This is a genomic window from Streptomyces sp. NPDC088732, assembly GCF_044751205.1.
Taxonomy (GTDB): Bacteria; Actinomycetota; Actinomycetes; order Streptomycetales; family Streptomycetaceae; genus Actinacidiphila.
The window spans coordinates 202,834-228,219 of record NZ_JBIVLI010000006.1; the positions used below are offsets into that span (position 1 = coordinate 202,834).

At 73.0% G+C, this 25,386-nt stretch carries 20 protein-coding genes; 12 read left to right on the forward strand and 8 right to left on the reverse strand.

Annotation, left to right across the window (positions count from 1 at the left end):
• The first annotated feature begins 430 nt into the window (after window positions 1-430).
• The 4 genes from ACIP9H_RS13195 (at window position 431) to ACIP9H_RS13210 (ending at window position 6,261) form a co-directional block, all read left to right on the forward strand.
• Entirely contained in the window at window positions 431-2,263 is a 1,833-nt protein-coding gene (locus tag ACIP9H_RS13195) for a DUF2334 domain-containing protein (RefSeq protein WP_401584310.1), read from the forward strand.
• Window positions 2,260-3,336, forward strand: coding sequence for a glycoside hydrolase family 113 (locus tag ACIP9H_RS13200; protein ID WP_401584313.1), 1,077 nt, complete (start codon window positions 2,260-2,262; stop codon window positions 3,334-3,336). The genes ACIP9H_RS13195 and ACIP9H_RS13200 overlap by 4 nt, the downstream gene beginning before the upstream one ends.
• A 38-nt stretch (window positions 3,337-3,374) precedes the next feature.
• Window positions 3,375-5,201 (forward strand): alkyl/aryl-sulfatase, encoded by a 1,827-nt coding sequence (locus ACIP9H_RS13205; protein ID WP_401584316.1) that lies wholly within the window; start codon window positions 3,375-3,377, stop codon window positions 5,199-5,201.
• 79 nt (window positions 5,202-5,280) lie between these two features.
• Window positions 5,281-6,261, forward strand: coding sequence for an alpha/beta fold hydrolase (locus tag ACIP9H_RS13210; protein WP_401584319.1), 981 nt, complete (start codon window positions 5,281-5,283; stop codon window positions 6,259-6,261).
• A 30-nt stretch (window positions 6,262-6,291) separates the two neighbouring features.
• Here ACIP9H_RS13210 and ACIP9H_RS13215 read toward each other — a convergent pair whose 3' ends face one another.
• The 3 genes from ACIP9H_RS13215 to ACIP9H_RS13225 all read right to left on the reverse strand — a co-directional run bounded on the left by ACIP9H_RS13215 (window position 6,292) and on the right by ACIP9H_RS13225 (window position 8,698).
• Window positions 6,292-7,194: a hypothetical protein gene (locus ACIP9H_RS13215; RefSeq protein ID WP_401584322.1), complete on the reverse strand. Its 903-nt coding sequence runs from the start codon at window positions 7,192-7,194 to the stop codon at window positions 6,292-6,294.
• A gap of 25 nt (window positions 7,195-7,219) precedes the next feature.
• Window positions 7,220-8,164 carry a class I SAM-dependent methyltransferase gene (locus tag ACIP9H_RS13220; RefSeq protein ID WP_401584324.1) on the reverse strand — a complete coding sequence of 315 codons (945 nt, stop codon included), beginning with the start codon at window positions 8,162-8,164 and terminating at the stop codon, window positions 7,220-7,222.
• 129 nt (window positions 8,165-8,293) lie between these two features.
• On the reverse strand, window positions 8,294-8,698 hold the full coding sequence (locus tag ACIP9H_RS13225; protein ID WP_401584327.1) for a VOC family protein: 405 nt from the start codon (window positions 8,696-8,698) through the stop codon (window positions 8,294-8,296).
• Window positions 8,699-8,861: 163 nt separating this feature from the next.
• Between ACIP9H_RS13225 and ACIP9H_RS13230 the strand changes: the two genes are divergently transcribed.
• The 5 genes from ACIP9H_RS13230 to ACIP9H_RS13250 all read left to right on the forward strand — a co-directional run bounded on the left by ACIP9H_RS13230 (window position 8,862) and on the right by ACIP9H_RS13250 (window position 15,317).
• Window positions 8,862-9,029 (forward strand): hypothetical protein, encoded by a 168-nt coding sequence (locus ACIP9H_RS13230; protein WP_401584330.1) that lies wholly within the window; start codon window positions 8,862-8,864, stop codon window positions 9,027-9,029.
• A gap of 4 nt (window positions 9,030-9,033) precedes the next feature.
• A complete protein-coding gene (locus ACIP9H_RS13235) occupies window positions 9,034-9,642 on the forward strand; it encodes a sortase domain-bontaining protein (protein ID WP_401584333.1) in 609 nt (202 codons plus the stop codon).
• A 66-nt stretch (window positions 9,643-9,708) separates the two neighbouring features.
• Window positions 9,709-12,204 carry an aminopeptidase N gene (pepN, locus tag ACIP9H_RS13240; protein ID WP_401584335.1) on the forward strand — a complete coding sequence of 832 codons (2,496 nt, stop codon included), beginning with the start codon at window positions 9,709-9,711 and terminating at the stop codon, window positions 12,202-12,204.
• Window positions 12,205-12,391: 187 nt separating this feature from the next.
• A complete protein-coding gene (locus ACIP9H_RS13245; RefSeq protein WP_401584338.1) occupies window positions 12,392-13,786 on the forward strand; it encodes a pyridoxal phosphate-dependent decarboxylase family protein in 1,395 nt (464 codons plus the stop codon).
• The gene (locus tag ACIP9H_RS13250; protein ID WP_401959087.1) at window positions 13,773-15,317 is read left to right on the forward strand and encodes a lysine N(6)-hydroxylase/L-ornithine N(5)-oxygenase family protein; all 1,545 of its coding nucleotides are present in this window, start codon (window positions 13,773-13,775) and stop codon (window positions 15,315-15,317) included. The genes ACIP9H_RS13245 and ACIP9H_RS13250 overlap by 14 nt, the downstream gene beginning before the upstream one ends.
• Here the strand turns inward: ACIP9H_RS13250 and ACIP9H_RS13255 are convergent.
• The 3 genes from ACIP9H_RS13255 to ACIP9H_RS13265 are packed head-to-tail and all read right to left on the reverse strand — an operon-like array spanning window position 15,271 to window position 18,652.
• A complete protein-coding gene (locus tag ACIP9H_RS13255) occupies window positions 15,271-16,017 on the reverse strand; it encodes a succinate dehydrogenase/fumarate reductase iron-sulfur subunit (protein WP_360912077.1) in 747 nt (248 codons plus the stop codon). The genes ACIP9H_RS13250 and ACIP9H_RS13255 overlap by 47 nt on opposite strands.
• The gene (locus ACIP9H_RS13260) at window positions 16,014-17,948 is read right to left on the reverse strand and encodes a fumarate reductase/succinate dehydrogenase flavoprotein subunit (RefSeq protein ID WP_401584344.1); all 1,935 of its coding nucleotides are present in this window, start codon (window positions 17,946-17,948) and stop codon (window positions 16,014-16,016) included. The genes ACIP9H_RS13255 and ACIP9H_RS13260 overlap by 4 nt, the downstream gene beginning before the upstream one ends.
• Before the next feature lie 2 nt (window positions 17,949-17,950).
• Window positions 17,951-18,652: a succinate dehydrogenase cytochrome b subunit gene (locus ACIP9H_RS13265; protein ID WP_401584346.1), complete on the reverse strand. Its 702-nt coding sequence runs from the start codon at window positions 18,650-18,652 to the stop codon at window positions 17,951-17,953.
• 94 nt (window positions 18,653-18,746) lie between these two features.
• Here ACIP9H_RS13265 and ACIP9H_RS13270 point away from each other — a divergent pair, with 94 nt between their 5' ends.
• Window positions 18,747-19,667, forward strand: coding sequence for a LysR family transcriptional regulator (locus ACIP9H_RS13270; protein ID WP_401584348.1), 921 nt, complete (start codon window positions 18,747-18,749; stop codon window positions 19,665-19,667).
• A gap of 4 nt (window positions 19,668-19,671) precedes the next feature.
• Here ACIP9H_RS13270 and ACIP9H_RS13275 read toward each other — a convergent pair whose 3' ends face one another.
• A complete protein-coding gene (locus ACIP9H_RS13275) occupies window positions 19,672-21,483 on the reverse strand; it encodes a bifunctional metallophosphatase/5'-nucleotidase (RefSeq protein ID WP_401584351.1) in 1,812 nt (603 codons plus the stop codon).
• 150 nt (window positions 21,484-21,633) lie between these two features.
• On the opposite strand from ACIP9H_RS13275, the gene ACIP9H_RS13280 reads away from it, so the two are divergent.
• Both ACIP9H_RS13280 and pyk read left to right on the forward strand, forming a co-directional pair.
• Complete coding sequence (locus tag ACIP9H_RS13280; RefSeq protein WP_401584354.1) at window positions 21,634-22,362, forward strand: SIMPL domain-containing protein; 729 nt, start codon at window positions 21,634-21,636, stop codon at window positions 22,360-22,362.
• A 174-nt stretch (window positions 22,363-22,536) separates the two neighbouring features.
• Entirely contained in the window at window positions 22,537-23,985 is a 1,449-nt protein-coding gene (gene pyk / locus ACIP9H_RS13285) for a pyruvate kinase (RefSeq protein WP_401584357.1), read from the forward strand.
• 143 nt (window positions 23,986-24,128) lie between these two features.
• Here pyk and ACIP9H_RS13290 read toward each other — a convergent pair whose 3' ends face one another.
• Window positions 24,129-25,382, reverse strand: coding sequence for a lytic transglycosylase domain-containing protein (locus ACIP9H_RS13290; RefSeq protein WP_401959091.1), 1,254 nt, complete (start codon window positions 25,380-25,382; stop codon window positions 24,129-24,131).
• Window positions 25,383-25,386: the final 4 nt, after the last annotated feature.

Here is a 25,386-nt window from a genome sequence, read left to right on the forward strand (position 1 = left end):
ACAGCAGGAAGCCCATTCCTGCTGCTATTTGTAAAGCCCTGGCGAAAGGAATGCCAGGGACGGTTCTCGTCGCCGATGCCATACCGGCAAGCGGCAGCATTGTGCCCAGTGCGGGCCTTCCGTACATGAGTGAGTCCCCCCAATTCGCTTCGGCTCCACAGTCGGGCCGAAACTCCCTCACGGAAGTTAGCAGATACTTTTAGACGATCATCCGCGATGGCGTCAGCCGTGGGAGAGGGCTCCTGGTAAGCCTTGCGTTCTTGCAGGTGAGGAGGGTTGGGGGAGAAGGTAATTCACCCGTCCGGGTGGGATTGGCCACGGTAATGGAATGGATAATCGAACGGGATGCACATCCGATGATCCGGTTGACAGCGGGCATTGCCGCTCTGAACAATCAGCGGCCTGTTCATTCGGTGCAATGGGGGGAAATATGCAATCCCGCATCAGGAGACCGCGGAAGTCCCGGGTCTCCGTCGTGTTCATGCTCGTCGCGTCGCTCGTGGGCGCCGCATTCCTGACCGGCCCGGCCGGCGCCGCACCCCGCGGCCCGGAGGCCGACCTCGGCGGGCACCTTCACCGCCACGCGGAGAATCTCGCCGGCCGCTCGGGCGTCGGCGCGATCGACCTGGGCGCGTGGGCGAAGTCCCAGCAGTCCGCGGACCGCGACCGCCGTACCGAGGGCCCGCTCCGGCAGGCCGCCGCGAGCCGGCCGGCCGCGCGGGCCGCGGCGCTCGCGGCACCCGCCGTCGCGCCGTCCGGTACCTCCGCGCTCGTGCTCTACGACACCGCGGGGCCCTACGGACAGCTCGGTGAGCTGTACGCCATGGCCACCGCCAACCTCGCCGGCCACTTCGGCACGGTGACCGCCAAGCCGGTCCAGCAGTACACCGCCGGCATGGTGAACCAGTACACGGCGACCGTCTACCTCGGCTCGACGTACTACGGCGGCAGCGTCCCCGACGCCGTCCCGGCCGCGTTCTACCAGGACGTCGTCACCACCACCCGCCCGGTGACCTGGGTCGGGGACAACATCTGGTCACTGGCGAACGCCACCGGCGCCGCCCAGTTCCAGAGCACGTACGGCTGGGACCCCAGCACCTCGTACTTCGACTCCGGCTCCGTCACGCAGGTGACGTACCGGGACCAGACCCTCACCCGGAAGATCCCGGCCGGCCAGGACGGCGGCGTGCTGCGCCCCGCCATCGTGTCGGGGCCCGGCTACCCGGCGGTGACGGAGCTGGCCCAGGCAGTCGACACGGGCACCGGCACGTCCTTCCCGTGGGCGGTGCGCTCGGGCAACCTCACCTACGTCGGTGAGATCCCGTTCGCCTACGTCTCGGAGACCGACCGCGTCATCGCCTTCGAGGACCTGCTCTTCGACGCCCTGGCGCCCAGCACCCCCGAGCGGCACCGGGCACTGCTGCGGCTGGAGGACATCAGCCCCGACTCCGACCCGGCCGAACTGCGCGCGACGGCCGACTACCTCTACTCGCAGAGGATCCCCTACGGCATCAACGTCATCCCCGTCTACACCGACCCGCACGGCACCTACAACAACGGCCGGCCCGAGACCGTCACCCTGCTCCAGCGCCCGCAAGTGGTCTCCGCGCTCAAGTACATGCTGGCGCGCGGCGCCGTCCTGATGAACCACGGCTACACCCACCAGTACGGCACCGTCGCCAACCCCTACAACGGCGTCTCCGGCGACGACTTCGAGTTCTACCGGGCCCACGTCGACAGCGCCGACAACGTGGTCTACGACGGCCCGGTCGCCGAGGACTCCGCGCTGTGGGCGCAGACCCGGGTGACCCTCGGCCTCGCCCAGTTCACCCTCGCCGGGCTGCCGACGCCGAAGCTGTGGACCACCCCGCACTACGCGGCCTCCGCCACCGACTACAAGGTCTTCGCGCGGAACTTCACGGCCCGCCTGGAGCGCTCGCTGTACTTCTCCGGGACGCTGAGCGGTACCGCCGGTGATCCCAATCGCTTCATCGGGCAGTTCTTCCCCTATGTCGTGAAGGACGTGTACGGCACCACCGTGCTGCCCGAGAACATCGGCAACTACGAGCCCGAGGCGTACAACAACCACCCGGCCCGGCTGCCCGCCGACCTGATCGCCTCGGCCAAGGCGAACCTCGCCGTGCGCGACGGCTTCGCCAGCTTCTTCTACCACCCGTACAACCCGGTCCAGCCGCTCCAGGAGACGGTCGACGGCATCCGCGCCCTCGGCTACACCTTCGTCAGCCCCGCGGCGCTCACGTGACCCTGATCCGGAGGACCGCCGCCGCCGCTCTCGCGGCGGCGGCGGTCCTCGCCCTCACCGCCGGCTGCACCGCCGTCCCCGCGGCCGACGACGGCGACGGCCGTTCCGTAGCCCCCGCGCACCCGTCCGCACCGGCCGGGGCCGGGGCGCCCCGGCTGCGCGGCATCGCCCTGCCGTCGTGGGCCGCCGAGGACTACGACAGCCCCGCCGCGGGCCGCTACCTGCGCGACATCGCGGCCACCGGGGCGGGCTGGGTGTCGCTCACCCCGACCTGGTACCAGTCGGCCCCCGGCGCCGCGTCGATGCACACCACCGGGGAGACCGCGAGCGACGACTCGCTGCGCCGGATCATCCGCGAGGCGCACGCCGCCGGCCTCAAGGTCCTGCTCAAGCCGCACGTCGACCTCCCCGGCGACCAGGACCGCGCGGAGATCCGGCCCGCCGACCCCGCCGCATGGTTCGGCGCGTACACCCGCTTCATCACCCACTACGCGCGCCTCGCCGAGGACCTCGGGGCGGAGCAGCTGTCCGTGGGCACCGAACTGGCCGGCACCTCGCGGGACGGCGCCCGCTGGCGGGCGGTCGTCCGCGCCGTCCGGCGGGACTACCGGGGACCCCTGGTCTACGCCGCCAACTACGACGAGTACGCGCACATCCCCTTCTGGGACGACCTCGACCTCATCGGTGTCGACGCGTACTGGCCGCTGGCCGACCGCCCCACCACCGACGTCGGCCGGCTGCGCGCCGCCTGGCGGCCGATCGCCCGGCAACTCGCCGGTTTCGCCGCCCGGCACCACCGCCGCGTGCTGTTCACCGAGGCCGGCTACGTCAGCCAGCGCGGCACCACCACCGCCCCCTGGTCCTGGACGGTCAGCGCGCGTCCCGCCGACGACGAGCAGGCCGCCGCCTACCAGGCCCTGCTCGGCGCCATGGAGGGGGAGCGCTGGTGGGCCGGGGTGTGCTGGTGGATGTGGGACGACTGGCCGGACAGCGGTGAGACACCGGCGCGGCTGGCCTACACGCCGCACGGCAAACCCGCCGAGGAGGTGCTGCGCCGCTGGTGGCGCAGATGAACGAGACAAAAGGTGCGAATCGCTGGGATCGTGTTCCCATGACCGCTCTCGCGCCCCCCGACCACGAGGACACGACGGACTTCGCCGACGCCGAACGCGGCTTCCTCGGCGCCCTGGCGCCCGGCCGTGTCACCGCCGACGACGGCCGGGTGGTCTGGGACAACGACGCCTACTCCTTCCTGCAGGAACCCTGCCCCGACACCGCCCACCCGGGCCTGTGGCGGCAGAGCAGGCTCGCGGCGAAGCAGGGGCTGTTCGAGGTCGTCGAGGGCGTCTACCAGGTCCGCGGCCTGGACCTGTCCAACATGACACTCGTCGAGGGCGACCGCGGGGTCGTGGTCATCGACCCGCTGCACTCCACCGAGGTCGCGGCCGCCGCCCTGGCGCTCTACCGCGAGCACCGGGGCGACCGGCCGGTCACCGCGCTCATCTACACCCACTGCCACGTCGACCACTTCGGCGGCGCGCGCGGCGTCCTGCCGTACGGCCACGACCCGGTCCCGGTCCTCGCCCCGGCCGGCTTCCTGGAGCACGCCGCCAGCGAGAACGTCTACGCGGGCACCGCCATGAACCGCCGCGCCGTCTACATGTACGGCTCGGAACTGCCCAAGGGCCCCGCCGGCCAGATCGGCTGCGGGCTCGGGCAGACCGTCTCCACCGGCGCCATTGCCCTGATCCGGCCGACCGTCGCCGTCACCCGCACCGGGCAGGACGAGACCCTCGACGGCGTCCGCATCGTCTTCCAGCTCACCCCGGGCACCGAGGCGCCCGCCGAGATGAACTTCGTGCTCCCCGGCAAACGCGTGCTGTGCATGGCGGAGAACGCCACCCACACCATGCACAACATCCTGACCCTGCGCGGCGCCCAGGTCCGCGACGCCCGCGAGTGGGCCCGGTACCTCAACGAGTCGCTGGTGATGTTCGGCAACTCCGTCGACGTCGTCGTCGCCTCCCACCACTGGCCCACCTGGGGCCGGGAGAACATCCACCGGCTGCTGGCCCACCAGCGCGACCTGTACGCCTACCTCCACGACCAGACGCTGCGGCTGCTCAACCAGGGCCTCACCGGCAGCGAGATCGCCGAGGAACTGCGGCTGCCGCCCGCCCTGGAGCGCTTCCACGCCAACCACGGCTACTACGGCTCCCTCAGCCACAACGTGAAGGCGGTCTACCAGCGCTACATGGGCTGGTTCGACGGCAACCCCGCCCACCTGTGGCAGCATCCGCCGGCGGAGGAGGCGCGCCGGTACGTGGACTGCCTCGGCGGCGCCGACGCCACCGTGGCCAAGGCGCGGGAGTACGCCGACGCCGGCGACCTGCGCTTCGCCGCGACCCTGCTCGACCACGCCGTCTTCGCCGACCCCGGGCACGAGAGCGCCCGCCGCGAACTGGCGGCTGTGTACACGCGGTTGGGCTTCGGCTGCGAGAACGGGCCCTGGCGGAACTTCTACCTGATGGGCGCCAAGGAACTGCGCGACGGCATCAGCCCCACCCCCACGACGACGGCCGGTCCCGAGCTCACCGCCGCCCTGACGGTCGACCAGCTGATCGACTCGCTCGCCATCCGGATCAACGGCCCCCGGGCCTGGGACACCCACCTCACCATCGACTGGCGGCTCACCGACGAGCACCGCACCTGGCACCTCACGCTCTCCAACGGCGCGCTCACCCACTGGTCCACCCAGGACGGCCGCCCCAGCCGGCACGCCGACCTCACCCTCACCCTCACCCGGCCCGAACTGCAGGGACTGCTGGCCGGCGGGCGCTTCGACGGGATCGAGCACGAGGGCGACCTCAAGGTGGTCACCACCCTCGTCGGCCTGCTGGACGGCCCCGACCGGAACTTCGCCGTCGTCACCCCCTGAGCCGCGGAACGGCGTTCGGTGTCCCCGGTGACCTGATTTCGGCGGCGCGGCCGGACGGCGGGCGCATAGCCTGAGCGCCATGGTCGAACACCGCTATGCCGAAGTGAACGGTCTCCGCCTCCACATCGCGGAGGAGGGTGAGGGCCCCCTCGTCGTACTGCTGCACGGCTTTCCCGAGTGCTGGTACTCCTGGCGCCACCAGTTCGGCCCGCTCGCCGCGGCCGGCTACCGGGTGGTCGCGCCCGACCAGCGGGGCTTCGGGCGCAGCGACCGCCCCGAAGCCGTCGACGCGTACACCATGCTGGACCTGGTCGGCGACGTGATCGGGCTGATCCACGCCCTCGGCGAGGAGACCGCCGTCGTCGTCGGCCACGACTGGGGCGCCCCCGTCGCCTGGCACACCGCGCTGCTGCGTCCCGACGTGGTGCGCGCCGTGGCCGGGCTGAGCGTCCCGCCCACCCCGCGCGGCGGGGACATGCCCCCGCTGCGCGCCATGTCGGAGCTGTACGACGGACGCTTCTACTGGAACTACTTCGCCCAACCCGGCGTCGCCGACGCCGAGTTCGCCGCCGACCCGACCTCCACCTTCCGCCGCTTCCTGTACGGCGCCTCCGGCGACAACCCGGCCAACGACCCCGTTCCCGCGCAACCGCTGGTCCCGCCCGGCCACGGGTTCCTCGACCTCGTCGGCGAGCCGGAGAAGCTGCCGGCCTGGCTGACCGAGGAGGACGTCGCCACCTTCGTCGCCGAGTACGGGGCCGAGGGCTTCACCGGCGGGCTCAACTGGTACCGCAACCTCGACCTCAACTGGCGGCTGACGGCGCCCTGGAACGGCGCGACCCTCCAGGTCCCCGGGCTGTACATCACCGGCGACCGCGACGTCGTGCACGCCTTCCCCGGCGTCTCCGACCTCGTTCCGGCGCTGCCGCAGATCTACCCGACGCTGCGCGAGCCCGTCGTGCTCCGCGGCTGCGGCCACTGGACGCAGCAGGAGCGCCCGCAGGAGGTCAACGCGGCGCTGCTGGACTTCCTGCGCGAGACGGCACCGGCCCGCGTCTGACCGCCCGGCCACGCGCCGCCGGCCACCGGCTCAGGTGTCGCACTCCAGCACGGTGCGGCACAGCCCGCACCGTGCCTTGACCCGGCCGCGCACCGGGACGCGGATGCGCTGGCGGCAGGTCGGGCAGGGGAAGGAGACCCGCATCGGCGCCTCCCCCTCGAAGGCGTAGCCGGCCACCGGGTGCGCGGTGCCGCGGCGGCGGTCGTGGGCGTAGCGCCGGCGGTTCGCCCAGCCGCAGCCCAGCAGCGGCGCGTTCCGCAGGTCCTCCCGGGCCAGCCCGAGACCGTCCCGGTAGGCGTCGCGGGCCCGGGGGCCGGTCAGCCACGGCTCGATGTCGTCGCCGAACGCCAGCGCGCGCTTGGCCAGGACGTACCCGAACTCCTCCGGGGTGAGGTAGCCCAGCTTCGTCGCCGCCATCGTCACCCGGTCGCCGAACAGCGCCGGCTCCTCCCGGTAGGAGTCCAGCAGCAGCCAGCCCGCGCCGAGGTAGGCCGTCGCGGTGTCCGTGAGGATCTCGTTGTCCCGCGTCCCGGGGAACTCCAGGCCGAGCCGGTGCAGATACACATGCATGACCTCGTGCGCCAGCGCCGCGCCCACATCGCGCCGGTCCTCCCGGAAGCGGTCGTGCAGTTCCACGAAGTACTCGGGGCCGGAGGCCAGTTCCACATTGCCCGCGTGCGCCATGTCGCGGAAGCTCACCACCATCCGGGCCTCGGGCAGCCGGAAGTGCTGCACGATGACCCGGGCCACCCGCTGCGCGCCCAGGTGCAGGTCCTCGTCCTGCGGGAACTCCACCGCCTCCGGGCGGACGCTCGCCGCGAAGCGGCTCACCGTGTCGTACGACAGCCTGCGGTAGAGCGCGGTCAGGGCCGACCGCACCTTCTCCAGATGCGGAAAGCCGTGCTCGATCGGGCTGGACGACGGCTCGCCCACGGCGCCTCCCCCAAGCGGTGCGACCCTACGAGCCTACGCGTCCACCCACGCCGTTGTCGCCGTACGATCCGGACCCGGACCCGAACCCGACGCCGAACCGGCCACCGGCAACCCCGTCCCCGCCAGCCGCTCCGCCGAGCCGCGCCGGCGGCACGCAGTCGGCGAGGACGTGCACAAACGTGAAGCGCCGGCCACCGTCCGGGCGCCAGTCCAGCGCGTTGCCGACGGATATCCGGTCAGCCCACTGCGGCAGCCGGCGGCGCGCCAGCTCCACCAGGCCCGGCGCGATGTCCACCCCGTACGGTTCGACCGCCCGGCCGCGCTCGGCGGCCCACGCCCGCACGGACTCCATCAGCAACCCGTTGGCGCAGCCGACGTCGAGGAAGGTGCCGTCCCTGTGCAGCGCCTCCACCACCATCGAGCGGCGCGCCCGCCACTCCTGCGGGCCGCCGCCGAAGCCGGAGCCGCCCTCGGCGGTCGCGGCCCGCAGATAGGCGGGCTGGATCAGCCGCAGGTTGTCCGCGAACCACGAGGCGTCGTCCTGCTCACGGAAGGAGCGTGCCGCGTCCAGCACGGCCCGCCGCTCGGTGCGGTCCGCCAGCCGCGCGGCGACCTCCTGCGGGGTGCCGGCGAACAGCTCCACCCGGGTGTGCGGCCGCCGCCCGCGGTAGCGGTCGCCGTCCAGCCACGCGTACAGCCGCAGCTCCAGGCCGTCGTAGGCGAAGGGGTGCACCCGCTGCCGCAGGAAGCCGGCGGTCATCAGCGGCACCCGCTCGGAGGTGTCCAGCCCCCAGTCCTCGCCCGGCAGCACGCGGCCCGACGGCAGCCGCAGGCCGGCGCCGCCGTGGCCCTCCGCGGGGACCGCGCAGCGGCCGTCCGGCAGGAAGAGCACGTACGTCACCCGGCGCACCGCCTCCGGGTCCCGCGGATCGTGCTCCATCGGCTCGTACTCGTGCGGCCCCCGCAGCATGCCGTCCCCCCTCGGCCGGATCCGTTCGCCCCCCTGACGACGCGCCGGACACCCCGGCGCCGGTGTGGGAAACACCGTACAAGTGACCACCGACATCCGGCTGCCGCCGCGTCCCGGGGCGGCTCCGGGTCAGCCCGCGGCGGGTGCCGGGGGCGGCGGGAGCTGCCCGTAGCAGAGGCAGAACGGGTGCCCGGCGGGGTCCGCGAAGACGAGGAAACCGCTGCGTTCGCCCCCGCTGTCGTGCAGGAAGGCCGCGCCGAGCGCGAGCACCTCCTTCCGCGCCCGTTCCACGTCCGCGCGGGTGGGCACCTCGAAGTCGAGGTGGAGCTGCTGCGGGTGCTCGGGGTCCGGCCACCGCGGCGGGCGGTGGAACGGCACCTCCTGGAACGCGAAGCGCGTGCCGCCCGGAGCCGTCAGGGTCACCCAGGAGGCGTTGGAGGCGTCCAGGACCCCGCCGAGGATCCCCTGGTAGAAGGCGCCCAACGCCCTCGCGTCGGGACAGTCGATCACGGTGAGCTGCATCGTGGCGATCATCCGGCGAGCCTGCCCGCTGTCCTACTTGAGACGCAAGGCCCGCTGCCCGGACCATACTTTCGGTGGACACGGACCGGGACGGACGGGGGAGGCGCGGCACGCCCCCGGCTCCGTACCCTGGGGACCGTCGCCGTAGCCGCCAGCCGCGAAGGACCCCGTCGCCATGCCTGCCCTGTCCCTGCCGCCCGCCGTCCTCGCCGCCCTCCTGGCCACCGGGGTCGCCGCCGTCGTGTGCTGTGCCGCGGTCGCGTGCGGCCCGCTCGCGGCGGTGTTCGCGGGACTGCTGGCCCTGGGCGTGTGGGGTGTGCGCTACGCGGTCCACCCGCGGTGAGCCCATGGGCCCCGTACCGGCGTCCCACCGCCGGATCAACCTGCTCGCCCTCGCGCTGCTCGCCGTCGCCACCGCCGTGACGGTCCGGGCCGTCGGGCACACCGGCGCGGGCGGTCACGGCGCGGGCGACGCCGTCGTCCACGGCAGCACCTCCGCGCGGGCCGCCGACCCGTCCGGCCACACCCCCGTGCGCCTCGACATAGCCCGCGCCCGGGTCCACGCGCGCGTTCTGGACCTCGGGCTCAACGACGACGGCAGCCTCCAGACCCCCGCCGGCGACGAGGGCCGCCACTGGGCGGGCTGGTACGACCGCAGCGCCGCGCCCGGCGACCCCGGCACCGCCGTGCTCGTCGGCCACCACGACACCGGAGGCGCCCGGGGCGTCTTCCACGACCTCGGCGACCTGCGCCCGTCCGACACGGTCGTCGTCACCCGCCGCGACGGCAGCCGCGCCCGCTTCGCGGTCACCCGGGTCCGCCGCGTCCCGGGGCGCTCCCGGCTCACCGGTGCCTGGTCCACCGGTACCGGCGCCCCCGCCCTGCGCCTGATCACCTGCACCCGGGGCCGCGGCGACTACCTGGTCGTCGACGCCGCCGCCGTCCGCCCCTCCTGACGCCCCCGCTGCCGCCCGCAGCGAACTTCCGTGCGGGTCGTACGGCCCATGAGGCAGCATGGCGGCATGCCTGCTCTCACCCGTGCCGAGGCCGAGACCCGCGCCCGGCTCCTCGACGTCCACACCTACGCCGTCGACCTGGACCTGACGCGTGGTGACGACGTGTTCGGCTCCACCACCGTCATCCGCTTCACCGCCCTCGCCGACGGCGACACCTTCGCCGAGCTCAAGCCCGCCGTCCTGCACCGCGCGGTCCTCGACGGCCAGGTGCTCGACCCGGCCGCCCTGGAGGACAACCGGCTGCCCCTCACCGGCCTCACGGCGGGCCCGCACGAGCTGCGGATCGAGGCCGACATGCGCTACTCGCGCACCGGGGAGGGCATGCACCGCTTCACCGACCCCGCCGACGGCGAGACGTACCTGTACACCCAGCTCTTCCTCGACGACGTCCAGCGCGTCGCCGCCGCCTTCGACCAGCCCGACCTGAAGGCCGTCTTCGAGGTCACCGTCACCGCACCGCCCGCCTGGACCGTCCTCGGCAACGGCGTCGCCGAGCGCACCGGTGAGGCCGAGGGCCACTGGCGGATCGCGCCGACCCCGCGCATCAGCACCTATCTGCTCGCGGTCGCCGCCGGTCCCTGGCACACGGTGCGCACCGAGCACGCGGGCCTGCCCTTCGGCCTGCACTGCCGGCGCTCGCTGGCACCCCACCTCGACGCCGACGTCGAGGAGCTGTTCGACATCACCCGGCGCTGCTTCGACCGCTACCACGAACTCTTCGCGGAGCCCTACCCGTTCGACTCCTACGACCAGGCCTTCGTCCCCGAGTTCAACGCGGGCGCGATGGAGAACCCGGGCCTGGTCACCTTCCGCGACGAGATGGTCTTCCGGTCCGCCGTCACCGACGCCGAGCGGCAGACCCGCGGCATGGTCGTCGCCCACGAGATGGCGCACATGTGGTTCGGCGACCTCGTCACGCTGCGCTGGTGGGACGACATCTGGCTGAACGAGTCCTTCGCCGAGTACATGGGCTACCAGGTGCTCTCCGAGGCCACCCGCTTCACCGGGACCTGGACCGACTTCGCCGTCGCCCGCAAGGGCTGGGGCTACGACGCCGACCAGCGCCCCTCCACCCACCCCGTCGCGCCCGATCCCGATGCCGTCCCCGACACCGCGTCGGCGCTGCTCAACTTCGACGGCATCTCGTACGCCAAGGGGGCCTCCGCCCTGCGGCAGCTGGTGACCTGGCTCGGCCGCAAGGACTTCCTCGCCGGCATCAACGAGCACTTCTCCCGGCACCGGTTCGGCAACGCCGCCCTCGCCGACTTCATCGACTCCCTCGCCTCCGCCACCGACCGGGACGTGCACGCCTGGGCCGACCGCTGGCTGCGCACCACCGGCGTCGACACCCTCACCCCGGTCCCGGCCGAGGCGGACGGCGGCTGGCGGCTGGAGGTGGCCCGCGCGGGCGAGCGCCCGCACCGCATCGCCGTCGCCGCGTACGACCGCGACGGTGCGGATCCGGCGCGGCTCGTGCTGCGCGAGCGCTTCGAGACGGACGTCCCCGCCGGCGCCGAGGCCGCCGCGACGCGGCCCGGCCCGCGCCCGGACCTGGTGCTCCTCAACGACCAGGACCTGACGTACGCCAAGATCCGCTTCGACGCCGGGTCCTGGGACACCCTCGTCAGCGGCCTGAGCGGTCTGCCCGACCCGCTCGCCCGGGCCCTGGTGTGGAACGCCGCCCGCGACCTGGTGCGCGACGGCGAACTGCCGCCCGCCGCCTACCTGGACGTGGCCCGCGCCCACCTGCCGCACGAGACCGATGTCGCGGTGGTGCAGGGCGTGCTCGGCTTCGCCCGCCACCAGATCGCCGACCGCTACCTGCCGGCCGGGCAGCGGCCCGACGCGCTCGCCGTCCTGGAGTCGCTCACCCGCGAGCTGCTCCGCCACGAGGACCCGGGCATGCGGCTCGCCGCCGCCCGCGAACTGATCACCGCCGTCACCGCCCCCGCCGAACTGCGCGGCTGGCTCACCGCGGGGTCCCTGCCGGACGGGCCGCCGCTCGACCCCGAACTGCGCTGGCAGGTCCTCACCCGGCTCGCCGTCCTGGGCGCCGCCGACCGCGCCGACATCGCCGCCGAACTCGAACGCGACCCCAGCGCCACGGGCCGGGAGGGCGCCGCGCGCTGCCGGGCCGCGCTGCCCGACCCGGAGGCCAAGCAGGAGGCGTGGACGTCGATGTTCGAGGACGACACGCTCTCCAACTACCTGTTCAACGCGACCGCCCAGGGCTTCTGGCAGCCCGAGCAGCTCGACCTGCTCGGCGACTGGGTGCCGCGCTACTACCCGGCCGCCGTCGCCCTCGCCGCCCGCCGGGGCCCCGCGCTGGCCGACGCCGCCGGCCGCTGGGCCTTCCCCGGCGCCGTCGTCGACGTCTCCGTCCTCGAACTCGGCGAGGCCTGCCTCGGTTCCGCCGATCCCGCTCCCACGCCCGCCCTGCGGCGCAGGCTCGCCGACCAGCTCGACGACCTGGCCCGCGCCCTGCGCGTACGGGGCGCGTGACCGCTCACCGCGGTGCGCGCGGGCGCCCGACGGGCACTCACCCCCGCGCACGGCGGTGACGTCGGTCCGAAGAGGGGGACTTCGGACCCGGGGCAGCATCCCCGGACCGGCGGCGTCGTTACGCAGTCCGGACCGCGCGGACGGGTCGTGCGGCGGTGATCGACGCGTTCTCGGAGGGTGCCAGGCCGTGTCACCTCAGCTCGCCGGCGGCAGGGGAGGGCCGCGCCGGCTGCGACCGTTGCTGGGGGTGGTGCTGGACGCGCTCGCGGAGGGTGCCGCGCGGCGCGCGGGCCCGCTGCCCGCGGGCGGACCCGGCGCGGTGTCGGCGCGGGTCGCGGAGGCCCTGGCGGAGGTGCTGCCGGAGCACGGGACGGGGGCGGAGGAGGCCCTGGGGACGCTGGTGCGGCTGGCCGCCGAGGGTGCGGCGGACCCGGCGGAGCCGCTCTGCGCGGCGCACCTGCACTGCCCGCCGCTGGCGGTGGCCGCGGCGGCCGACCTGGCCGCGAGCGCGCTGAACCCGTCGATGGACTCCTGGGACCAGGCCCCGGCCGCGACCGCCCTGGAGGCGGCGGTGACGGCGGCACTGGCGCGGCTCGTGCACCCCGCGGCGGCCGCGCCCGACGCCCTGATCACGACCGGCGGCACCGAGTCCAACCAGCTCGCGCTGCTGCTCGCCCGCGAACGCGCCCCCGGTGTGCGGATCGTGACCGGGGCCAACGTCCACCACAGCGTGCCCCGCGCCGCGTGGCTGCTCGGGCTGCCGGCGCCGGTCGTCCTCGACACCCCCGCCGGGGTGCTCGACCCCGCACGGGCCCGCGCGGCGCTCGCCGCCGTGCCGGGCCCCGCCCTGCTCGTCGCCACGGCCGGGACCACCGACACCGGCGCGCTCGACCCGCTGCCCGAACTGGCGCGTGCCGCGCGGGAGTACGGCGCCGCCCTGCACGTGGACGCGGCCTACGGCGGCGCCCTGCTGTTCAGCGACCGGGAGGCGCCGCGGCTGGCCGGGCTGGCGGAGGCAGGCACCGTCACCCTGGACCTGCACAAGCTCGGCTGGCAGCCGGTCGCCGCGGGCGTGCTCGCCGTGCGCGAGGGGGAGTCGCTGCGTCCGCTCGGGCACCAGGCGGACTACCTCAACGCCGCGGACGACACCGAGGCCGGCTTCCCCGACCTGCTCGGCCGCTCGCTGCGCACCACGCGCCGCCCGGACGTGCTGAAGATCGCGGTGACGCTGCGCGCCCTCGGCAGGCAGGGCCTGGGCCGGCTCGTGGACACCGTGTGCGACCGCGCCCACGAGCTGGCCGACCTGGTGGAACGGCACCCGGACCTCACCCTCTACGCGCGCCCCGCGATCAGCACCGTGCTGCTGCGCCCCACCGGGGCCGGCGACACGGCCGTCGCCGCGATCCGGCGCCGGCTGATGCTCGACGGACGGGCGGTCCTCGGCCGGGCCCGCGCCGGCGGACGGCTGTGGCTCAAGGCGACCCTCCTCAACCCGGCGCTGGCCGCCGGCGACCTCCAGGCACTCCTCGCGCTCGTGTGCGCGACCCACCAGGAAGGCAGCACGTCCGATGACCGTGGCTGAAGACCCTGAGTACCCCGCGTACCCCCAACACAGCGAACACAGCGAACACAGCGAACACAGCGGAGACACCGGGTACCCGGGACACACGGCGTACACCCCGTACACCCCGTGCGCGACCGCCGACCGCGCCGCGGAGACCGCCCCGTACGCCGAGCAGCCGTACGACCTGCTCGGCATCGGCATCGGACCGTTCAACCTCTCCCTGGCCGCCCTCGCCGACGGCGTCCCGTACCTCAGCGCCGCCTTCTACGAGCAGGAGCCCGCCTTCCACTGGCACCCCGGGCTGCTGATCGAGGGCGCCACCCTCCAAGTGCCCTTCCTGGCCGACCTGGTGAGCCTGGCCGACCCCACCAGCCGCTGGAGCTACCTGAACTGGCTGAAGGCACGGGAGAGGCTGTTCCCGTTCTACTTCGCCGAGCGCTTCCAGGTGCACCGCGCCGAGTACGACGCCTACTGCCGCTGGGTCGCCGAGTCGCTGACCGGCACCCACTTCGGCCACCGGGTCGACTCCGTCCGCTGGGACCCGGGCCGCGGCCTGTTCGAGGTCGCCCACACCCGGCTGGGGGCCGACGGAAAGGCGGAGTCGCGGGGCCGCGGCCATGCCCGCAACCTCGTCCTCGGCATCGGTTCCGAGCCGTACGTCCCCGAACCGCTGCGCCCGCTCGCCGAGGCGCCGGTGGTGCCGGTCGTGCACTCCGCGGACTACCTCGCGCAGCGCGACCGGCTGCTGGCCGCCGGCCATGTCACCGTCGTCGGCGCCGGCCAGTCCGGGGCCGAGGTCTTCCTCGACCTGCTGCGCGCCCGTCCCGCCGGGAGCGAGCGGCTGACGTGGATCGCGCGCAGCCCCGCCTTCGCGCCGATGGAGTACAGCAAGCTCGGCCTGGAGCAGTTCACCCCCGACTACGCGCGCTTCTTCCACGGCCTGGCCGAGCCGGTGCGCGACGGCCTGCTGCCCCGGCAGTGGCAGCTGCACCGGGCCGTCGACCACGGCACCATCGCCGCCATCCACGACGAGCTGTACCGCCGCTCCCTCGGCGGCGGCTGGCCGGACGCCGTCCTCACCCCCGGCGTCACCGTGCGCACCGCCGGGCGGATGGGCATGAGCGCCGTCGAACTCCACCTGGAGCACCAGGAGCAGGGCACCCGCACCCGGATGGTCACCAACGCCGTGGTGCTCGCCACCGGCTACCGCGAACGCCCCGCCGACGGGCTGCTCGCGGCCCTGGACCCGTACATCCGCCACGACGCGGCGGGCCGGCCGCGGATCGACGAGCAGCACCGGATCGTGCTGGACCCGGTGGTCGGCGGATCGGTGTACGTGCAGAACGCCGACCGCCACGCGCACGGTGTCGGCGCCCCCGACCTGGGCCTGGCCGCGTGGCGCTCGGCCGTCATCCTCAACTCCGTGACGGGCAAGGAGCCCTATCCGCTCCCCGCCCGCACGGCCTTCACGACGTACGGCCTGACCTCCACCACGGCGCCGGTCAGCGAGATCCCTTCCGCACGGCCCGCAGGTATTCGCGGTTCATAGCGGCGATCGACGGCAGCGGGATGCCCTTGGGGCAGGCCGTGGCGCACTCACCGGTGTTGGTGCAGCCGCCGAAGCCCTGGTCGTCCATGGCGGCGACCATGTTCAGCACCCGGGTCTCCCGCTCCGGTCCGCCCTGCGGCAGCACATTGAGGTGGTTGACCTTCGCGGAGGTGAACAGCATCGCCGAGCCGTTGGGGCAGGCCGCCACGCACGCCCCGCAGCCGATGCACTCCGCGTGCTCGAAGGCCACGTCCGCCGTCGCCTTGGGGACGGCCGTGGCGTGCGCCTCGGGCGCGCTGCCGGTCGGCACCGAGATGTACCCGCCGGCCTGGATCACCCGGTCGAAGGCCGAGCGGTCCACGACCAGGTCCTTGACCACCGGGAAGGCGGCGGCCCGCCACGGTTCGACGTCGACGGTGTCGCCGTCCTGGAAGTGCCGCATGTGCAGCTGGCAGGTCGTGGTCCGCTCCGGGCCGTGCGCCTGCCCGTTGATGACCATGCCGCAGGCGCCGCAGATGCCCTCGCGGCAGTCGTGGTCGAAGGCGACGGGCTCGTCGCCGGCGAGGATCAGCTCCTCGTTGAGGACGTCGAGCATCTCCAGGAACGACATGTCGGGACTGATGTCCTCGACGCGGTAGGTGACCATGGCGCCGTCCTCCTGCGAGGACCGCTGGCGCCAGATGCGCAGGGTGAGGTTCACGCGTAGCTCCGCTGGGTGGGGTGTACGTACTCGAAGGCGAGCGCCTCCTTGTGGAGCACCGGCGTGCCGCCGTCGCCGGGGTGCTCCCAGGCGGCGGCGTACGAGAAGTTCTCGTCGTCGCGCAGCGCCTCGCCGTCGGGGGTCTGGCTCTCCTCGCGGAAGTGGCCGCCGCAGGACTCGGCGCGGTGCAGCGCGTCCAGGCACATCAGCTCGGCCAGCTCCAGGAAGTCCGCGACCCGGTTGGCCTTCTCCAGCGACTGGTTGAACTCCTCGCCGCTGCCGGGCACCTTGATGCGGCGCCAGAACTCCTCGCGCAGCGCGGGGATGCGCTCCAGTGCCTTGTGCAGCCCGGCCTCGGTGCGGGCCATGCCGCACTCGTCCCACAGCAGCTCGCCGAGCTCGCGGTGGAAGGAGTCCGGGGTCCGGTCGCCGTCCACGGACAGCAGCAGGTTCAGCCGGTCCTCGACGTCCGCGACGGCCTCGGTGACCGCCGGGTGGTCCGGGGCGACCGCGTCGTGCGGGCCGCGCGCCAGGTAGTCGTTGATCGTGGACGGCAGCACGAAGTAGCCGTCGGCCAGGCCCTGCATCAGGGCGCTGGCGCCGAGCCGGTTGGCGCCGTGGTCGGAGAAGTTGGCCTCGCCGATCGCGAACAGGCCCGGGACCGTGGTCTGCAGGTCGTAGTCGACCCACAGGCCGCCCATCGTGTAGTGCACGGCGGGGTAGATCCGCATCGGCCGGGTGTACGGGTCCTCGGCGGTGATCCGCTCGTACATCTCGAAGAGGTTGCCGTACTTCGCCTCCACCTCGGCGCGGCCCAGCCGGGCGATCGCGTCGGCGAAGTCCAGGTAGACGCCCTGGCCGCCGGGGCCGACGCCGCGGCCCTCGTCGCAGACGTTCTTGGCGGCGCGGGAGGCGATGTCGCGGGGCACCAGGTTGCCGAAGGAGGGGTAGATCCGCTCCAGGTAGTAGTCCCGCTCGTCCTCGGGGATCTCGTGCGGCGGGCGGTCGTCGCCCTTGGCCTTGGGCACCCAGATGCGGCCGTCGTTGCGCAGCGACTCGCTCATCAGCGTCAGCTTCGACTGGTGGTCGCCGGAGCGCGGGATGCAGGTCGGGTGGATCTGCGTGAAGCAGGGGTTGGCGAAGTACGCGCCCCGGCGGTGCGCCCGCCAGATCGCGGTCGCGTTGGAGCCCTTGGCGTTGGTCGACAGGTAGAAGACGTTGCCGTAGCCGCCGCTCGCCAGCACCACCGCGTCGCCGAGGTGCACCGAGATCTCACCGCTGACCAGGTCGCGGGCGACGATGCCGCGGGCCCGGCCGTCCACCACGATCAGGTCCAGCATCTCGGTGCGGGCGTGCAGTTCCACGTTCCCCGCATCGATCTGCCGGGACAGCGCCTGGTAGGCGCCGAGCAGCAGCTGCTGGCCCGTCTGGCCCCGGGCGTAGAAGGTCCGGGAGACCTGCACGCCGCCGAAGGAGCGGGTGTCCAGCAGACCGCCGTACTCGCGGGCGAAGGGCACGCCCTGGGCCACGCACTGGTCGATGATCTGCAGCGACACCTCGGCGAGGCGGTGCACATTGGACTCGCGGGCCCGGAAGTCGCCGCCCTTGACGGTGTCGTAGAACAGCCGGTGCACGCTGTCGCCGTCGTTGCGGTAGTTCTTCGCCGCGTTGATGCCGCCCTGGGCGGCGATGGAGTGCGCCCGGCGCGGTGAGTCCTGGTAGCAGAACTGCACGACGTGGTAGCCCTGTTCGGCCAGCGTGGCCCCGGCGGAGCCGCCCGCCAGGCCCGTGCCGACGACGATGACCTTGTGCTTGCGGCGGTTGGCCGGGTTGACGAGCTTCGCCTCGAACTTGCGGCGGCTCCAGCGCTCCTCGATGGGCGCGGCAGGCGCCTTGGTGTCGGCGAGCGGGTCGCCCTCGCGGTACAGCATGGTCAGTCCACCAATCCGGTCATCACGGAGACGGGTACGAGGACGAATCCCGCGGTCAGCACCAGGGCCAGCACGTTCGCGGTGGCCTTCAGGGCCCGGTCGCTGCGCTTGGTGACCGCCCCGAGGGTCTGCGCCGCGCTCCAGAAGCCGTGCCGGACGTGCAGGCCGAGGGCGAGCATCGCCGTGATGTAGACGACGTCCACCCACCACAGCCGGAAGTCGGCCACCACGTTCTCGTAGGGGTGCTCCGCCTGGCCGCGAGGGTTCACGGTCAGCGTCGTCAGGTCGAGGATGTGCCACACGATGAACAGGCCGAGGATCACCCCGCCCCAGCGCATCGTGCGCGTCGCGTAGCTCGCGCGCGCCCTGGTGTGCGCGTACTTCGCCGGGCGCGCCTTGATGTCGCGCCTGCTGAGCTGGTAGGCGGCCACGCCGTGCAGGACGACCGCGGCCACCAGGGCCGTCCGCTGGATGTACAGGTACCAGCCGTTGTGCAGGGCCGGCTCGCCGATGGTCCGCAGCCATGCCGCGTACCCGTTGAAGTCCGTCGGGCCGAAGAAGATCTTCAGATTGCCCACCATGTGCGCGACCAGGAACAGCAGCATGATCACGCCGGTCGCGGCCATGACCGCCTTCTTGCCCACGGTCGAGCCCCACAGCGCCCGCACCGCGGACGGACGCACCGCTCTCGTCGCCAAAGCCATGCGGCTGACGCTAGATCCCCTCGTATTGAAAGGTCCAAGACGTGTTCGGGCTCGTTTCGATAGGTCGGCCCTATCGTCGATTACCGTGGGCGGCGTGCAGCTGCAACAACTCGTGTACTTCCTCGCCGTCACCGACACGCGGCACTTCACCCGGGCCGCCGAGCGCGTCCACGTGGCCCAGCCCTCGCTGTCGCAGCAGATCAAGGCCCTGGAGCGGGAGCTCGGCGCGGAGCTGTTCAGCCGCGCCCGGGGCAACATCGCCCTCACCGACGCGGGGGAGGCGCTGCTGCCGATCGCCCGGCGCATCGTCGCGGACACCGAGGCCGCCACACAGGAGGTGCAGGAACTGGTGCAGCTGCGCCGCGGGCGGGTGCGCCTCGGCGCCACACCGAGCCTGTGCACCGGCCTGCTCCCCGACCTGCTGCGCGACTTCCACACCCGCTACCCGGGCATCCGGCTGCTCGTGGAGGAGGGCGGCTCCCGCGACCTGGTGCGGGAGCTGGCCTCCGGCAGCCTGGACCTGGCGCTGATCGTGCTGCCCCTGCAGAGCCACGACCCCGCGCTGGACGCCACCCCGCTGCTCCACGAGGACCTGGTCGTGGTCACCGCGGCCGACGCGCCGCCGCCCTGGCCGGGGCCCCGCGTCGACGTGGCCGATCTGCGCGACCAGCCGCTGGTGATGTTTCGCCGCGGCTACGACCTGCGGGAACTGACCGTCGGGGCATGCCGGGCGGCCGGCTTCGAGCCCCGCTTCGCCATCGAGGGCGGCGAGATGGACGCCGTCCTCGGCTTCGTCGAGGCGGGGCTCGGCCACGCCGTCGTGCCCAGCATGGTGGCCGGGCGCCGCCCGCGGCTGCGGACGACGCCCTTCACACCACCGGGGCTGCACCGCACCGTCGCCCTCGCCCACCGCAAGGACGCCGAACCCCCGCGCGCCGCCCGCGAACTGCGCCGGGTGCTGCTGGAGCACGTACGGGACAGGGACTGCGCGACCCGGCGCGACGCGCGGGAGTGACGGATCAGAACACCGGCACGCCGTCGCGGGTCAGCCGCCAGTCCACGCCGGCGAACCGCGCCGGGTCGATGGTGCCGGTCGCCTGCACGTAGGTGATGATCGTGTTGCGAATCTCCTCGGAGTTCGCCCACACCTGGGGAGCGGAGGCGACACCGGGGAAGTTGCCGCCGCCGTTGGCGCGGTAGTTGTTCACGGCGAACACAAAGCGCGCGGACTCGTCGATCGGCGCACCGCCGAACCGCACGTTCGAGACGCGCGAGCCGGCCGGCCTGGCGATGTCGATGTCGTAGCTGACACCACTGACCACGTCGTAGTTGTAGTCCGGGGTGTTGTCGGCATTGGTCAGCTTTGCGACGTCGACCGGGGCGCCGGCCGGGGTCCGCACGAAGTAGTTCGCGGAGAACTCCAGGTACGCCTTGATCTGCGCGCCCGTCAGGACGCGGGCCTCCAGCGTGTTCTCGTACACGTACAGGCCGGCCACGTCGCGCAGGGTCACCCGGCCCGCCGGGATGGCGGCCGTGCGCGAGAAGCACGCGGCCTGCGACAGCACCGGCAGCGCCGCCCACTCGGTGCCCGCGAGTGCGGCCTTGACCGTCTCGGCCTGCACATGGTTGATGAAGTCGATGATCGGGGTGTCCTTGTACGGGGACTCGGCCGCCGTCATCGCCGCGGCGGAGTCGCCGACCACCTGGTTCACGTACTCGACGACCTTCGCGTGCTCGTCGCGCAGCAGCCCGACGATCTCCGGGTCCTCCTCGACCGTGTTGGAGTTGAGCACGGACGCGCCGACCGTGACCACCTCCCAGGCGCCGTTCACCAGCTCCATGTCGAAGTCGAAGACGGTCAGCCGCTGGCCCCACTTCGACGGCTCGGACAGCACCACGCCCTGACCGGTCTGCTTGTTCGCCACCACGTACTCGGGGATCTCGTTGTGCGCGTGGCCCACGAGGATCGCGTCGATGCCCGGCACCTGCTCGGCCACCAGCGCCGCGGCGTTCTCCACGTACGGCAGCTGGTCACCCCAGGAGGAGGTGCCCGAGGTGCCGCTGTGCGCCGAGACGACCACCACGTCCGCGCCCATCGCGCGCAGCCGCGGCACGTACTTCGCCGCCTGCTCCTCCAGGCCCGGGAACGTCATCCTGCCCTGGACGTTGCCCTTGTCCCAGATCGCGATGCCCGGGTTGGTCAGCCCGAGGACCGCCACCGTCACGTCCGGCGCGCCCTGCACCCGCATGCGGTGCAGGGAGTACGGCGCGAAGGCGGGCTGCCCGGTCTTCGCGTCCAGGGCGTTCGCGCCCAGGAGCGGGAACTTGCACTGGTCCTCGAACTCGCGCAGCAGCGGGATGCCGTAGTTGAACTCGTGGTTGCCGAGGGCCGCCGCGTCGTAGTCCATGGCGTTCATGGCCTGGGCCATGGGGTGCTTGGGGCCGTGCTTGGCGGTGATCGGGTCGACCCGGGCGTAGTAGTACGACAGCTGGGTGCCCTGGATGGTGTCGCCCGCGTCGATCAGCAGCACGTTGCGGCGGCCCTTGGCGGCCCGCTGCTGCTTGACCAGCGTGGAGATCTTGGCGAGGCCGACGTCGTTGTGCGGCTTGTCGTCGAACTCGGCGTCGGTGAAGTAGTCCCAGTTGAAGACGTTGCCGTGCAGGTCCGTGGTGCCGAGGACACTGAACGAGTAGCGCTCGGGCTCCTCCGGCTTGTGGCTCCTGGCCTGGGCGGGAGCCGCCGTGGCCAGCACGCCTGCCGCACCGGTCAGCGCGATGCCCGCCCCGGTGGCGGCGGAACGGTTCAGGAAGTCCCTGCGGTTGAGCGGCATACGTCGGCTCCCGTTTGTTGACGGAACGATGGGCGATTCTTTGCGGTAACGCGCGTAGATTCTGGCCCAGTCACTACACCCCGCAACACCCCCGCCACGTTGCGATCAGATGACTCGTCAGCGACGTCCCGCCCTGGAACAGTGGGACGCATGACGAACGAAGCGGCCAGGACGTACCCGACCCCCGAGGTCCCGCACGTGGGCGTCCGCGGCGAGGCGACCCTCGAGGCCGAACCCGAACTCGCCCGGATCGCCGTCACCGTCAGCGCCCGCGGCACCGACCGCCGTGCCACCCTGGACGACCTCGGCGCCCGCAACACGGCGGTGCTCGACCTCGTCAAGGGCTACGGCGAGGCGGTCGACAAGCTGGAGACCGGCGCCTTCGTGATCACCCCGGAGCTGCGCGAACGCCGGCGCGGGGAGCGGATCCGGGCCTACCACGGCAGCGTTCGCATCGGCGTCACCCTCACCGACTTCACCGCCCTGGGCGAACTCGCCACCCGCCTGGCCGACCTCGACCTCACCCGCGTCGACGGCCCCTGGTGGTCGCTGCGCCCCGACTCCCCGGCCTACCGCGCGGCCCGGCAGCAGGCCGTGCGCGACGCCGTGCAGCGCGCCCGCGAGTACGCCGAGGCGCTCGGCGCCCGGCTGCTCGCCCTGGTCGAACTGGCCGACGAGGGCATGCAGCAGACACTGGCCTTCCCGGGCCGCCCGGCGATGCGGGCCGCCGCCTTCGCCGGCGCCCCCGGAAGCGCGGAGGACATGGCCAGGCCCCTCGACATGGAACCGGAGCAACAGAGCGTGTACGCACAGGTCACGGCGCACTTCACCATGACGGCCCCGGACCTGTCGGGCGGGCCCGCGGCGTCCGGCGGCTGAGGGCGCGGGACGGCCGCCGGCGCGGCTCTTGGGGGCATGTGCGCTGTTCGCACGGCATCATCCCGAATGTCGCGGACGTCTGTTCATCGATTGTCGACAAGCGTTAATCATGGCGACGTGGGACAGTCGCCTTCCGCGGGCTCTCTACTGTGAAGTAGGTCATAGGCTCGCCCCATGCGCCGAGCAAAAATCGTCTGCACCCTCGGGCCCGCCACCGACGGCTACGACCAGATCAAGGCTCTGGTCGAGGCCGGAATGGACGTCGCCCGCCTGAACATGAGCCATGGCTGCCTCGCCGATCACGAAGAGCGGTACCAGCGCGTGCGCAAGGCCTCCGACGAGAGCGGCCGCAGTGTCGGGATCCTCGCGGACCTTCAAGGCCCGAAGATCCGACTGGGACGTTTCGCCGAAGGACCCGTACTCCTTGAACGTGGTGACGAGTTCACCATCACCACCGAGGAAGTCCAGGGAGACCAGCTGGTCTGCGGCACGACGTACGCCGGTCTCGCCGGCGACGTCACGCGCGGTGAGCGGATCCTCGTCGACGACGGCCGCGTCACCCTCGAGGTCACCGAGGTCGACGGCCCCCGCGTGCGCACCATGTGCATCGAGGGCGGCCTGATCTCCGACCACAAGGGCCTGAACCTCCCCGGCGTCGCCGTGTCCGTGCCGGCCCTGTCCGAGAAGGACGTGACCGACCTGCGCTGGGCGCTGCGCACCGGGGTCGACCTCGTCGCGCTCTCCTTCGTGCGCAGCGGCCGGGACGCCGAGGAAGTCCTGCGGATCATGCGCGAGGAGGACCGGCGGGTCCCCGTCATCGCCAAGATCGAGAAGCCGCAGGCGGTGGAGAACCTGGAGGAGATCGTCGCCGCCTTCGACGGCATCATGGTTGCCCGCGGCGACCTCGGGGTCGAGATGCCGCTGGAGGCCGTTCCCCTGGTCCAGAAGCGCGCGGTCGCCCTCGCCCGGCGCAACGCCAAGCCGGTGATCGTGGCGACCCAGATGCTGGAGTCGATGATCGAGTCCTCCCGGCCCACCCGCGCCGAGGCCTCCGACGTCGCCAACGCGGTCATGGACGGCGCCGACGCGGTGATGCTGTCCGGCGAGACCAGCGTCGGAAAGCACCCCGTCGAGACGGTGAAGACCATGAGCCGGATCGTCGCCTCCGCCGAGGAGGACATGCTCGCGGGCGGCCTGCCGCCGCTGACCGAGCAGAACAAGCCCCGCACCCAGGGCGGCGCCGTCGCCCGCGCCGCGGCCGAGATCGGCGACTTCCTGGACGCCAAGTACCTGGTGGCGTTCACCCAGTCCGGCGACACCGTCCGCCGGCTGTCCCGGTACCGCTCGCCGATCCCCGTCCTGGCCTTCACCCCCGAGCCGGCGACCCGCTCGCAGCTCAGCCTCACCTGGGGTGTGGAGACCTTCATCGGGCCGGTGGTGCAGACGACCGACGAGATGGTCCGGCAGGTCGACGAGGAACTGCTGCGGATCGGCCGCTGCCAGAAGGGCGACACCGTGGTCATCACGGCCGGCTCGCCCCCCGGCGTGGCGGGCACCACCAACCTCGTGCGCGTGCACCACATCGGGGAGGACGACTACCCCTCCGGTCCCGCGGGCCGCTGAACCCCCGCGGTCCCGCGAAGAACGACAGCGCGTCAGGCGAGGAACCCGCAGGATCGGCTTCCTCGCCTGACGCGCTGTCCGCCTGAACCCGCCGGCGGCGGGCCTCCGCGCCGGCGGGCCGGATCGGATCCGATCCGGCCCGGTCAGTCGGCCTTGCCGGAAGCGGTGGCGCCCTCGGTCTCCGTGGCGGAGGGGGAGGGCGATTCGCCGGGCGTGCCCGTCGCACAGGGGTCCGGCGAGGCGGTGTCCGTGGGCGTGGGGGTCGTGCCGTCCGTGGCGGACGGGGTCGGGCAGGTCGGCGACGACGTGGGGTCCGTCGGCGTGTCCGTCGGGCCCGTCGTCGGGTCGTCCGTGGTCGGGTCGCCGGTCGGTCCGGTGGGCCCCGTCGGCCCGGTCGGCCCCGTGGGACCGCTCGGCCCGCCGGGACCGGTCGGCGAGGTGCCGCCCGTGGGCGTGGGGCTGCCGATCGTGCCGGTCGGCGACACGGTGGGCCGGGGCGAACCGGGGCCCGACGGGTGCGGCGAGGCCGACGGGGACGGCGACCAGGTGGGGAAGTGCGACGGCGTGGACGACGGTGGCACGATCTCCGGCGTGTCGCTGCCCGCGCCACCGATGTCCGGCAGGGAGACGATGCCGCCCTTGCGGAAGTGCGCGTACCAGGCCAGCACGGTGTTCAGGTACGCCTCGGAGTGGTTGTAGCCGAGGATGGCCTGGTGGAGGTTGCTCTCCACCGACATGTCGCGGTTGCCCGCGCACAGGTAACGGCCCGCGGCGAGCGCCGCGTCGAAGATGTTGTTCGGGTTGCTCACCCCGTCGCCGTTGCCGTCGGCGCCCCAGGTCTGCCAGGTCTGCGGGATGAACTGCATCGGGCCGACCGCACGGTCGTGGACGGAGTCGCCGTCCCACACGCCGTTGTCGGTGTCGGTGATGTTCGCGAATCCCTCGCCGTTCAGGACCGGGCCGAGGATCGGCGTGATCGTGGTGCCCTCGGAGTCCACGTTGCCGCCGCGCGCCTGGTTGGACTCCACCTGGCCGATCGCGGCCAGCAGTTCCCAGCGCATGTTGCAGCCCGGGTCGCTTGCGGCGAGCGCCACCTCGGCCCGGCGGTACGCCTCCAGGACCGTCGCCGGCAGCCCCGAACCGTCGGTGCCCACCGTGCCCGTGCCCGTGCCCGTGCCGGTACCGGCACCGGTGCTGGGCGTCACGGACGAACCGGGCGCGGGCGTGTTCAGCGGCGGGAGCGCGGTGTAGTAGTCCGGCGAGCCGCCGTCGATGGGGTCGCCCGGCGGGGGCGTGACGGGAGCACCCGAACTCGTGTTGACGATCTGCGGGAAGCCCGCCGCGGACTGCGAGCCCGTCAGCGCCGCCATGGCCGCGGCGGCCACCGCGGTGCCCAAGACT